At 37.1% G+C, this 12,596-nt stretch carries 8 protein-coding genes and 1 tRNA gene; 6 read left to right on the top strand and 3 right to left on the bottom strand.

What is annotated here, in order from left to right:
* Complete coding sequence (locus B3P23_RS19050; protein WP_293928784.1) at positions 1-792, top strand: GLPGLI family protein; 792 nt, start codon at positions 1-3, stop codon at positions 790-792.
* Positions 793-837: 45 nt separating this feature from the next.
* Here B3P23_RS19050 and metG read toward each other — a convergent pair whose 3' ends face one another.
* Positions 838-2,907, bottom strand: a complete 2,070-nt coding sequence (metG, locus tag B3P23_RS19045; RefSeq protein WP_248755067.1) for a methionine--tRNA ligase — start codon at positions 2,905-2,907, stop codon at positions 838-840.
* Between the two features lie 99 nt (positions 2,908-3,006).
* On the opposite strand from metG, the gene B3P23_RS19040 reads away from it, so the two are divergent.
* Together B3P23_RS19040 and B3P23_RS19035 are read left to right on the top strand one after the other, a co-directional pair.
* Positions 3,007-3,912: a S66 peptidase family protein gene (locus B3P23_RS19040; protein WP_248755066.1), complete on the top strand. Its 906-nt coding sequence runs from the start codon at positions 3,007-3,009 to the stop codon at positions 3,910-3,912.
* A gap of 5 nt (positions 3,913-3,917) precedes the next feature.
* On the top strand, positions 3,918-4,325 hold the full coding sequence (locus B3P23_RS19035; protein WP_248755065.1) for a DoxX family protein: 408 nt from the start codon (positions 3,918-3,920) through the stop codon (positions 4,323-4,325).
* A 235-nt stretch (positions 4,326-4,560) separates the two neighbouring features.
* Here the strand turns inward: B3P23_RS19035 and B3P23_RS19030 are convergent, their stop codons facing one another.
* Positions 4,561-7,071: a family 20 glycosylhydrolase gene (locus B3P23_RS19030; protein WP_293928781.1), complete on the bottom strand. Its 2,511-nt coding sequence runs from the start codon at positions 7,069-7,071 to the stop codon at positions 4,561-4,563.
* Positions 7,072-7,197: 126 nt separating this feature from the next.
* Between B3P23_RS19030 and B3P23_RS19025 the strand changes: the two genes are divergently transcribed.
* Positions 7,198-7,269 (top strand) — tRNA-Glu (locus B3P23_RS19025).
* A gap of 150 nt (positions 7,270-7,419) precedes the next feature.
* On the opposite strand, the gene B3P23_RS19020 is transcribed toward B3P23_RS19025, so the two are convergent.
* Entirely contained in the window at positions 7,420-7,623 is a 204-nt protein-coding gene (locus B3P23_RS19020) for a helix-turn-helix transcriptional regulator (protein ID WP_293928779.1), read from the bottom strand.
* A gap of 445 nt (positions 7,624-8,068) precedes the next feature.
* Here B3P23_RS19020 and B3P23_RS19015 point away from each other — a divergent pair, with 445 nt between their 5' ends.
* A complete protein-coding gene (locus tag B3P23_RS19015) occupies positions 8,069-10,039 on the top strand; it encodes a beta-N-acetylhexosaminidase family protein (RefSeq protein WP_293928777.1) in 1,971 nt (656 codons plus the stop codon).
* 1,010 nt (positions 10,040-11,049) lie between these two features.
* Positions 11,050-12,594: a hypothetical protein gene (locus B3P23_RS19010; protein ID WP_293928775.1), complete on the top strand. Its 1,545-nt coding sequence runs from the start codon at positions 11,050-11,052 to the stop codon at positions 12,592-12,594.
* The last annotated feature ends 2 nt before the right edge of the window (positions 12,595-12,596 follow it).

Below are 12,596 nucleotides of genomic sequence, written 5' to 3'. Positions count from 1 at the left end.
ATGAGAAAATATATTGTAGTATTGCTGTTATTAGTCTGTTTTATGGCAAGTGCCTCTGCACAGTATGCCTTTTTCCCGAGCAGTGGAACGATTACATATGAGCGGAAATTTCACTTACAAAACTACCTGAAGCGCAATTATTTAAATAAGCCAGATTTGGGTACCTGGGATAAGATCAGTATAGAGCAGGCGGTCAAATCGGGACCTGTAGAGATGATTACGCACCATAGCTTGAAGTTCTTCGATGAAGAAACTCTTTTTGAAACGATACAAGAAGAGTATCCTGCCAATTATCGCAATGTGTCTTGGTATAGTCCATTTATTAGTGACTCGAAAACATACATCAACGTTAAGGAAAACAGTTTCCTCAAGTTGTTGCCTTTCGGTGATGAAGAGTTATTAATGAAAGATTCATTGCCCACAGTGAAGTGGAAATATACGGATGAGTATCGTAATATTGCAGGATATGATTGTCGCCGGGCAAACGGAATTATTCAAGATTCCATCTATGTCGTTGCATTCTTCGCTAATCAGATCCCTGTTCCTACAGGACCAGAACTTATCCATGGTCTACCAGGTATGATATTAGGAGTTTCTATACCTAGTATGAATATCAATATGTTTGCCACCAAGGTAGAGCTCAACAATACTCCAGTATCCAAGGTGCTGACCAAGAAAAAGAAAGTGGTAGCAGAGCCGAAAGCAGCAGTGATTGCCAAATTAAAAACTTCCGTTTACGATTGGCTTGGTGAAAAAGAGTTTAATAAAAAGCTGAATGCCATTTTATTTTAAACAAGAAAAGGGAACGCTAAGTTCCCTTTTCTTGTTTAAAAAGTATTATCTAATGGTACTGCCTGGTTTAATGGCTGTTGTTGGATTGACAAAATCCAAACGTCCATCCGCATCCTCTGCCATTAAGATCATCCCTTGTGAAGTGATTCCTTTGATGTCTCGAGGTTCAAGATTAACCAGTATCGATACCTGTTTACCAATGATATCTTCTGGAGCGAAGAATTCTGCAATTCCAGAGACTACTGTACGTTGATCTATACCTGTATCTATTTTTATTTTCAATAACTTTTTCGTTTTGGCTACTTTCTCTGCTTCCAAGATCGTACCCACACGGATATCAAGTTTTGTAAAGTCCTCAAAAGCAATATTTGCTTTAGCGGGTTCTGTTTTGACATTTGCAGCTGCATTTGCGATTTTCGCTTCAGCCAATTTGTTTAATTGAAACTCGACTTGCTCGTCAGTTATTTTTTCAAACAATAATTGTACTTCACTCAGTTGATGCCCATCTGCAATCAAATCAGCCCTACCTGCATCAGCCCAATTCACCTGAGAAAAATCAAGCATCTCGAACAGCTTAGTCGCTGTTTTAGGAAGAAACGGTTGCGCTAAAACAGCTAAATTGGCAACGATCTGAGTCGCTACATTTAAAACTGTTTTTACACGCTCTTCATCAGTTTTGATGACTTTCCACGGTTCCTCATCTGCCAGATATTTATTTCCTAGTCGAGCCACATTCATAAATTGTGCTAATGCTTCACGGAAACGATATTGTTGGATTGAACCTGTGATCGCATCCGGGAACTTTGCCAATTCAGCAAAAACATTTTGATCTACTTCATTTAAAGGAGATCCACTTAATACTTTTCCGTCAAAATATTTATGCGATAGCACCATGACACGGTTGACAAAGTTACCAAAGATGGCAACCAGTTCATTGTTCACCCGCGCTTGGAAATCTTTCCATGTAAATTCACTATCAGATGTCTCTGGAAGAATAGAAGTTAATACATAGCGTAATTCATCTTGTTTTCCAGGAAATTCTTCTAAATACTCGTGCAGCCATACCGCATGATTACGAGAAGTCGATAATTTATCACCTTCCAGATTTAAGAATTCGTTTGCTGGTACATTGTCTGGAAGAATATACTCCCCATGAGCATGTAAGATCGCAGGAAAGATAATACAGTGGAATACGATATTGTCTTTTCCAATAAAATGGATCAAGCAAGAATCATCTTCTGGATTTTCTTGTTTTTTCCAATAATTTTCCCAGTTTTTACCGTTGTCTATAGCCCATTGTTTTGTCGCTGAGATGTAGCCAATAGGAGCATCTAACCATACATATAGTTTTTTGCCCGCCGCTTCTTTCAGTGGAACATCTACTCCCCAGTCCAAGTCACGTGTCATAGAACGGGGTTGTAATCCTGATTTCAACCAAGATTGACACTGTCCAAAAACATTTGATTTTAAAACATCTTTTTTACCTTCGATCAACCATTTCTCTAACCAAGGTTGGTATTTATCCAATGGTAAGTACCAGTGCTTCGTTTTTCTTAATACTGGAGTTTTTCCACTCAAAGTCGATATTGGGTTTATCAAATCTGTCGGACTTAATGAAGTACCACATTTCTCGCACTGATCCCCATATGCTCCTTCGGACTTACAATTTGGACATGTCCCTACGATATAGCGATCTGCTAAAAATTGATTAAAATCTTCATCATAATATTGCTCTGAGAACTTCTCGATGAATTCCCCTTTTTCATATAAATTCAAAAAGAACTCTTGAGACAACGCATGGTGGATAGGCTCGGAAGTGCGGTGATAGATATCGAACGAAATACCAAATTCTTCAAAGCTTTCTTTGATCTGAGTATTGTATTTATCAATGATTTCTTGTGGTGTGATACCTTCTTTTTTTGCACGTATGGTAATGGCAGCTCCATGTTCATCAGAACCACAGACATATACGACGTCTTTATCGTTTAGGCGTAAATAACGCACGAAAATGTCGCCAGGGATATATGCGCCGGCCAAATGGCCAATATGCAAAGGACCATTAGCATAAGGCAATGCAGATGTAATGGTGTAACGTTTTTTGGATATATTACTCAATGCTATACAGTAAATTAATTGTTAGCGAAATAAAAAAACAAAGCAAATGTTTGTTTCTTTGACAAAGATAATTCAATTTGCGGTATTAAAATAAAGATTATGACGAAAATACCTGAATTTCTTAAAGCAGGCGATAAAGTCGCAATTGTCTGTCCTGCAAGTTTTATTCGAGGAAATATAGATGTAGCTGTTAAAATATTAGAATCTTGGGGTCTGGAGGTGCTTGTGGGCAAGACTGTCACCGCGGCGTACCATCAATTTGCTGGAGATGACCGTCAAAGGGCTGAAGATCTGCAATGGGCTTTAGATGATCAATCGATCAAAGCTGTTTTTGCAGCACGCGGTGGATATGGTAGTGTGCGCATTATCGATCGGCTTGACTTTTCGAGGTTTAAAAAACAGCCCAAATGGATTGTTGGGTTTAGTGATATCACGGTACTTCACAGTCATATCCAAGGTCAATTTTCTATTCCGACCATCCATGGACAGATGCCCAAATCCTTTGAAGCTGGTACTGCCGCTTCTTTGGAAACACTGAAAGCTGCACTTTTTGGAGATGCGGTCGACTATTCATATCAGCAAGAAGAATTCCCTAATCGAGCAGGAGAGGCTGAAGGTATCCTTATTGGAGGAAATTTAGCTATTCTTCTATCTGTGTTAGCATCTGAGTCAGATGTCAATTACGATGATAAGATCTTATTCATTGAAGATGTAGGTGAGACTTTCTATAGTGTAGATCGGATGTTATGGGCGCTGAAGCGTGCTGGTAAATTTAAAAAATTGAAGGGTTTGATCGTAGGTGGTTTTTCCGGGATGAAAGATGCTGATCCTTCATTTGGACAATCTGTATCTGAAATTGTGATGGATAAAGTAAGGGAAGCAGATTTTCCTATTGCATTTGCTTATCCTGCAGGTCATATTGATGACAATCATGCATTAGTTTTTGGGAAGAAAGTCAAATTAAAGACAACAAAAAACAAGGTTTCATTAACATATATCGATTAAATACTATGGCCATATTTCAAACTTTAGGAAAATACAAAGATTTCGGTTTATTGATCATGCGTGTTGGACTGGGCGTGATGATGATTGTTCATGGATTTCCAAAGATGATGGGGGGAGTAGAGACATGGACGAAGTTGGGCGGTTCTATGGGAGTTTTAGGCATCCATTTTTTACCTGTTTTCTGGGGATTTATGGCGGCCATCACTGAAGGAGTCGGTGGACTATTTCTATTGATAGGACTTTGGACGAGACCGACTTTACTTTTTCTCGCATTTACCATGATTGTTGCCGCGCTTTTTCATCTTGGTAAAGGAGATGGAATTAAAGGGGCATCCCATGCGATTGAATTATGCTGTGTGTTTTTAGGACTCTTATTTATCGGTCCAGGTAAATACTCTGTCGATAAAAAATAAAAATATCGCTCTATAAGCTGTTAATAGCGATGAACATAACAAATGCAGTATTATGAAAACGGAATAAAATTGGATAGGCATTTTGAAGTTATTCCTTTCAAAATAAAGAGACCAGAATTTTTTAACTTTCTGGTCTCTTTGTTTTACATTTAGCAATTCAGAGTTGTGTTTGGCATTATCCTACGTAAATGACCACCATCTTAATGCCTGTTTTTGCATCAGATCAACTCTACCCTTAGTAGGTGGATACAATACCCAGACCACCGTTTTGTGTGATTGTTCTGAACTTGTAGGTTGATTTATTGTTAAGAGGAATCGCGCCTTTGTATTCTTTTGATTTTAAAGTCGGCTCAGTATTATCTTCTGTATAATAAATTTTGAAACCGGGGTAATCGGTATTTGCTACCAATTTTCCATTTTCCAGTTTAACTCCAACAGCAGGAATTCGGTAATGATATCCCTTATTTAATTTGTCCAATTTCTTCAATTCATCGTTTCCTAACTTCTGCATAAAGGCAGCATAACCTTTTTGATAAGTCTGACTGTCAAAATTTTCGCCATTCTCCCAGCTTTGTTCAGGAGCCCATCCACGATCGGCAACAGCCAATAAACGTGGAAAGATCATTTCCTCAAGACGGATATCATTATTGATTTTTTCAGACCAAAGAGCAGCTTTGACACCTAAGAAATTTGCTTTACCTTTTTCAGTCAGATGCACTTTGTTTTTTGCAAAATCTTTCGGTAAATCATTTCCTGAATTGTCTTTAACAAGGTTGATGTAGTAATTTTCCGGAGCAAAAGAGTATGTTTTATTGATGTCAACCAAGCCTACCCAGCTGTGTCCAGGTTCAGCAAAGTTATGATCCCAGGTCATATCCATATAGTTGTTATAAGCAGAAGTAAAGACAACTTTGTAGCCCGCATTTGCCAAGCGATAAGCCAAATCTTCCTGTCCACCACCAATCAGGTTGTTCCAAACATTTAAGTTGATACTATGATCTGCAAGTGCAGGATTTACATCCATTCCTTTTCCGAAATTTTTCATCCCCATTTCTTCCCAACCCGACATAATCAAACCTTTGGAGTGGCACAATTCATTAATACGGTTGATGTAATATGGCCACACATCATGTACAGAAGAGATATTATTTTCTTTCATAAAAGCCTCGATTTTAGGAGACTTTTCCCATGCACCAGCAGGAGTTTCATCACCACCTAGATCGATCACTTTTAAAGGTACACCTGCTTGATCATGCATTTTTTTTATCTCATCGATGACTTTACTTAAAAAATGGTATGACGAAGGTAAGGCCGGATTTAATACATTGTCATTCCAGTTCTGTGCTGAGTTATAAATCGACTTGTCTTCTGGGTCATGTAATACATATTCTTCAGCAGCTTTTAAATCTCCAGCTTTCTTTAGTTTATGGTATCGCGCTTCCATTGATTTTATCGCAGCACGTGCATGCCCTGGAGTTTCAATTTCAGGGATCACATCAATATGTCTAGCGGCCGCATATTTCAAAATATCCATATAGTCTTGCGTGCTGAGGTATTGTTTCTCTTTAGTTGCAGCGCCCGATCCATAGGCAGGTTGTATCGCATTCCCGTCTTTATAGTTGGCAGATCGTACACTCCCTATCTCAGTCAATTCAGGTAGTCCCGGTATTTCTAAACGCCAGCCTTCATCATCGATAAAATGAAAGTGAAATTTATTGAGTTTGTATTGGGCCATCGCATCCAGGATACGGAGTACCTCCGCTTTGCTATGGAAATTACGGGCGATGTCCAGCATAAAACCACGGTATGGGAAACGAGGTTGATCTTTTACCTGGGCATACGGGAAATTTAATGTTTTGTTCTTGCTGTTCCAATCTGTAGCAGGAAGTAAAGACTTTAAGGATTGCAAGCCATAGAATACTCCTGTTGCAGTACTTGCTTTAATCTCAATTCCTTTGCTATCGATGTTCAAAGCATAAGCTTCATCAGCAAATCCTGTTTCCTTGACGATTTTAATTTGTGCTTCTCTGTTTGGAGACTTTTGACCTTTTACAGCCGTTTGTTCTTGCAGGAATTGAATGAATAATGCGGTTTCATTATTAAATTCGGGATCATTACTGATGGAAATCGTATTGGTCAGTTTTAAAGATTTTGTTCTGTCAACAGTAATTTTTGCAGGTAAGGGTAAGATATCTTGTTGTTTACCGTTTGCAAGGAGTGCATTACTGGCAAACTTCTGTTCTAAGTAAGTTCTTTGTTGTTCCTGTGTAAATGTGTTTTTTTGTGCATCATATTTTTTGATGTCCGCATAAGTCCCTTTGTCGTCATAGCTAATGTAAAGACCAATAGGACCATCCGTATAATTAATCAAGCCACCTAGTGTCGTGAAATTGATCTCGATGGTATCTTTCGGTTTTAATGTGAGGTTGCTTTTCGCAAACTCGATCTGGAAAAGATCTCCATTACGATGAGACAATTTAAATCGGGAGTCAACAGATTTGGCATCTATTCCACGGATAAAATTAAACCATAGCGACCAATCTTTGAGCGCCAGTTGCTGGCTGTCATTATTTTGTATGATCAATTTAGAGGTTGGATTCTTTTTTAGGCTTTTTCCTGTCGGAACTTCCCAGCGCACTGAAATTTTATTTTCAATATTTGATGGTGACTGTGCAAATAGATTTGCCGTCAGCAAAGCCATTGTGGTGGACAGCCAAATGGACTTTTTATATGGTTGAATGTTCATCAATGAATAAGTTGTTTGGTTTGTTGTGTATCTAAAGATACAATTTTTAGAGAAATAAATAATTTTATCATATTTATTTTGGTAAATTAAATATACTTTCTATATTTGCACACCGAAACACAAAAAGGCCCGTTCGTCTAGGGGTTAGGACGTTAGATTTTCATTCTAGAAACAGGGGTTCGATTCCCCTACGGGCTACTAAAAAGCGACTCCAAAAGAGTCGCTTTTTTTTATGCGCTGTGTTTGGGATATGTCCTTGCTTCTCATATTTGAACACATACCCTCCATCACCTTCAATAAGATAACCTGCTAATTGATCTTGATAATATATTTTAGCTTGACGTGCCATTATTCTCTACTTTTATCTTCAACCCCTACTTCCTTCCCAAATAGCGCAAGAACATCATTTACTTTATCTAAACGAAGTGTCTTCTTTCCTTGTTCCAAATCACGTACAAAACGTAGCCCTACTCCAGCATTCAGCGCTAAATCTTCTTGAGTAAGCTTTAACTCCTTACGCTTTTGTTTAACAAATAGTCTGATTGAATCCATAATTATACCTTTTCTGATATTAATATAAGAAAAATCTTGTTTTTATACCAAATCGGGTATAATATTTATGTATTACGTTTTTTTATACCCTAAAAGGTATAAAGTTTATAATTGCTTAAATTCCTTTGCATCTATATAAATTAATTAAACTCAGTTCTTCACCCCATTCTATATGATTGATTATATGTCCTATCTATTCACGTTGACCCATTAAAAAAGAAAGTTTGAACTGGCTAGATTCTTTTTTCTTTCTCAAAAGAAGCGCATGAAGCAACTTTTCATTCTCTATCTATGGTATCGTTGTCATACTAATCAATTTTAATTTAAGATGCACTTACGGTGAGTTTGATTATGTAATAAATCACATACAAGGAAGTTATATGGGTGAATTATATTATTTTTGAAATTTATGCTATTAATTAGCGTACAAATTAAACTTAATTTAATGATGAATAAAAGAATTATATATGGTTTATTAGGGGCAGTTATTTTAAGCGGAAGTTTAAAATTTGGGTATGCTCAGCAAAAGAATTTTGAAACCGCTACGGTATCAACCCTTCCCTCTATATTTCCCTCACCTGTGTTTATGGAACTTCAAGGCGAGAGCTTTCCTCTTGGACAGGCCGTTACTTTAGTCGCATTACCAGAGGTTAGTGAGTATACTAAAACTGCAGTAGTAAAGATGCTGAACAAGGCAGGAGTGAAGAATGTAAATACAACCCAAAAGATTCCAAAGTCAATTCGAGGTACAGTAGTAGTTTTAGGAGAGAGCAAAAATGGAGACGGAAAAGCTCTTATTAGCAATCACAAAGGAATTTTAGATTCGCATAAAGAAGGTTACGTAATTTCTAGTGGAAAAAAAGATCAAGGATTTTTAATTTCACTAATGGGGCATGATGCGCATGGTCTATTTCATGCCACACAAAGCTTTGCACAGTTAATTACAAACGCTTTCTTTCCATCATTATTGATTCAAGATTACCCAGCTCAGCCTATCCGAGGTTCTGTGGAAGGATTTTACGGGAAACCCTGGACTATGCTAGAGCGCGAGCAACATTTATTATTTTTATCCTCTGTTAAAGCCAATACCTACGTATATACGCCAAAAGATGATCCTTATGCTAGAGATAGATGGAGAGAGCCTTATCCAGCAGACACATTATCAGAACTTGGTCGTATAGCAAAGATTGCAACCGATAATCATATCAACTTTGTTTATGCAATATCACCTGGTCCAACGATTTGTTTTTCATGTAAAACAGATTTTGATCTATTAAAAGACAAGGTAAATGCCTTAAGAAGTGTGGGTGTGCGTAGTTTTTATTTGGCATTAGATGATATTGAATATCAAAAATGGAACTGTAATCAAGACTCGATCACTTTTGGGAAATCGGGCCCCGAAGCTGCCGCTGTGGCACAATCATCCTTATTAAATAAATTGCAGGACTATATCAAGGGAGTAGATCCTGAGGCGCCAAATTTAATTATGGTTCCCACCGAGTATTATGATGCTAAAGAAACCCCATATAAAGCCGCATTGCGTAAAAATTTAAATCAAGATATCGTTGTTCAATGGACAGGTACTGATGTCGTTCCGCCATCAATTTCTATAAATGATGCAAAAGCAGCTACTAAGGTTTTTGGAAAACCAACATTGCTCTGGGATAATTATCCTGTAAATGACTATGCAGAATCTAAAGGAAGACTTCTTTTAGCGCCATACGATAGAAGGGAAGCAGGATTATCAAAACAGCTTGCTGGCATTTTGTCCAATCCAATGAATCAGGAAGCTGCTAGTAGAGTGGCCATAACGGGAGTGGCTGCTTTTGCCTGGAATGATCAAGATTACGATGCTTCTCGTACTTGGACATTTGCTGCGCGTCAATTAGCTGGAAATAATCCAAAAACCACTCAAGCATTATTGCTGTTTTTTGATACCCAGCACTTAGCCCCAACATTTGGAACTCACCCTTGGCAAGTGCAAGCACCATCATTAAAGTTAATTCTAGATCAGTTTAGAGATGCCCTTTCGTATGGTAATAAAGAAGACCGTGCGCAGGCTATTAAAAGTCTAGTAAATCATGCTCAAGAATTTAGAAATGCTCCAGATATTATTCGTTCAGGAACAATCGATAAGGGTTTTGTCCGTGAAGCTGGGCCTTGGTTAGATGCGATGGCAATATGGGGAGAGGCTTTAGAATCTGTTGTCATAGGTTTGCAGGAGTTAGAAATGGGTAAAAGCAATAGTATCAGTTATTTTGAACAAGCTGAAGAACTCGCTAAAAAGGCAGCTGTTATTCCATCAACACCAGGCGCAACTCGCTTTGAAGGGCCAGTTAAAATTGCAGACGGAGTATTGGATGTATTTATTAAGGATGTGCCAAAATTACTTTATATAGCAAAAGGTAGTAAGTAGATCATACTTGTTGGTCAGATTAATCAAACGAGAAGATTTTTCATCTGCGCATTGAAAGACCAGCTAAAGGCAATTCCTTTAGCTGGTCTTTTTTAATGAAAGGTTTGATGATGTATAATTATATCACTGCTCCATTAGGAAGTTTACCAGAAGTGGCAATCACGACACATTCAACAGTTCATTACCAAATTACGGTTACAAAAAAAATGATCTTTTGAGGGAGAACCATTTAGAATTGTTTTTTGACTTTATGAATGCTCCCATCACAAAAGAAGACTTCATCAGACCAATATAGTGTTTAGGAGCTAAATTATTTGATGGTGATATCGTTCATACTTCTTAGATATTTAGGCGATATTTTAAGGATATTCGAAGGCTTTATATATAAGTCTTATGTTTTGGAAAAGTATTTCAAATTATAATGATCTGCGATTTGCCAATTGCAATATTAACATTTGTAGCACGGATATTTGATTGATATATAAAATATCGATCTTATGGAGCTAAGCTTTACGACGTGAAGATCGATATGTACAATGCTGTAGATCCGCAGGAAGAATAGATTTTAAATTACCCCCTTCTTATAATTTTACCTTAGAATTCAAATAGAATTTAACCAATCTCTAACGTTTAATTTACGGTTATATTTGTGATAAGTTTTGGTTATTTATTCATAATTAAGATATTTATTTTTTTTACTTAATTTGTGTTTTAAGTTATTCTTTATAATACTCCGCTAATTAATGTCTATCGCATACCGAATGTCCGTTATAATTAATTATTCCCCTAAATTAGAAGAATCTGCCCTCTCATAGTTGTTATGAATGAAGGGCTATATTTGATGGTGTCGACCATTTAAGCCCCTAAATTAGACGAATCCCCCCCCCCAGTTGTTATGAATGAATGGCTATATTTGGTGATGTAAACTATTTAAATACTGTATCAGTCAGTATGCACTACTAATTATAAATACGAACCAACTAAAAATGATTAAGATTCTCTATAAACTAATGAATAATTTATACTCTTCATTTCTCGTATTTTTGCTTATTAATCTCGCTTGTTTTAATTCATATGCTCAGCGTAATTCAACGGTTTCGGATGTCAATGCTGTGCTTCTTAATGCAGGTGAAAACAAATCAGAACTTGAGGAGGTTCTGAACTATTTTAAGAATAAGAATGATACAGTCGGTTTAAAGTCTGCGGAATTCTTGATTTCAAATATGGATATACATCAGGCAGTCAATTATTACTGGGTTGATTCTTCGGGCTGTAAAATTGATTTTAACGAATTTTCATATCAAAATTTTAAAGAATCAGTTGCTTCATTTAGGCAAATTGTTGAGAAAAAAGGTCAATTGACCCCTGTTCCATTTAATTCTGAAGACATTAAAACCATCGATGCGAAATATTTGATAAATAATATTGAAGTTGCGATAAAATCTTGGAAAAACTCGAAAATCAAGAATATACCCTTCCAAATATTTTGCGAATATATATTACCTTATCGGGTAACAATTGAACCTATTCAGAAATGGCGCGAAAATTACCAAGAAGAATATAAATGGATTACTGATAGCCTTTTTAGCTTAGACCTAAAAACAGTTATGGGATTAGCTCAAATTGATTATAAAACGTCTTTTCTTTTTACATGGAATAAGGAGTCTCGTGATGAACCCTTGCCTAGATTGGGGGCAAAACATTTAATTTTCAGGAAAAAGGGAGCATGTGAGGATGTCGCGGCTATGGTGGCGTTCATATTTAGATCTCAAGGTATTCCTACAGCTTACGATTACATCCCCTTGTGGGGTACTTCTTCCGGAAAACATTTTCTAAATACCGTATTTGATGCCGATATGAATGCGGTTAAGTTCGATATCACTTTGCCGGGCTCACCTGTCGATCATACGCTTCCCAGGGAACCCGCAAAAGTTATCCGTACTACTTATTCGAAACAGAAGTCATCACTTGCATTTCAAGATTCGATCGCTAATATCCCTCCTGGCTTTATGCAAACGCAAAATTATATTGACGTTACAGCTGAATATTGGGATACCAGAGATGCTTATAGTAAGCTTTATCAAACTGAAATGGACAATCAGGTCGTTTATGCATGCATGTTTAGTGATGCAAAGTGGCAACCAATTTGGTGGGGTAGATCAATTGGAAAAAATGTAGTGTTCAAGGATATGCCGAAAGGCACGGCGATTTTACCGGCCTTTTTTAAAGGTGGCAACCTAGAACCAGCCGGTGACGTCAGGATTAATGGATTTAATAATGAGTTAGAACTTAAACCAGACTATGGTAATTTAAGAAATATTATAATTGAGGAAAAACAGGGTTATTTGATATTTAGAAATGATAATATGTACTCGCTATATATTTGGGATAGGGAGTGGAAACTTGTCAATAAACAAATGTATAACGATGGCTCGAGAACTATGTCGTTTGAAAATGTACCAAGGAATGTGCTAATGGTGCTAGTTCCGGAGTACTCGCAAGGAAAAGAAAGACCATTTATAATAACAGAAGATAATGCACGACATTGGTTTTAATG

The organism is Sphingobacterium sp. UBA6320, from assembly GCF_002440335.1.
Lineage (GTDB): Bacteria > Bacteroidota > Bacteroidia > Sphingobacteriales > Sphingobacteriaceae > Sphingobacterium.
Note: the sequence above shows the minus strand (reverse complement) of the source record. Positions and strands in the feature narration are given on the sequence as shown.

Excerpts from the sequence above, each read along its gene's own strand:
- B3P23_RS19050 (WP_293928784.1), top strand. The coding sequence starts at position 1 with ATGAGAAAATATATTGTAGTATTGCTGTTATTAGTCTGTTTTATGGCA.
- B3P23_RS19040 (WP_248755066.1), top strand. The coding sequence starts at position 3,007 with ATGACGAAAATACCTGAATTTCTTAAAGCAGGCGATAAAGTCGCAATT.
- B3P23_RS19035 (WP_248755065.1), top strand. The coding sequence starts at position 3,918 with ATGGCCATATTTCAAACTTTAGGAAAATACAAAGATTTCGGTTTATTG.
- B3P23_RS19030 (WP_293928781.1), bottom strand. The coding sequence starts at position 7,071 with ATGAACATTCAACCATATAAAAAGTCCATTTGGCTGTCCACCACAATG.
- B3P23_RS19020 (WP_293928779.1), bottom strand. The coding sequence starts at position 7,623 with ATGGATTCAATCAGACTATTTGTTAAACAAAAGCGTAAGGAGTTAAAG.
- B3P23_RS19015 (WP_293928777.1), top strand. The coding sequence starts at position 8,069 with ATGATGAATAAAAGAATTATATATGGTTTATTAGGGGCAGTTATTTTA.
- B3P23_RS19010 (WP_293928775.1), top strand. The coding sequence starts at position 11,050 with ATGAATAATTTATACTCTTCATTTCTCGTATTTTTGCTTATTAATCTC.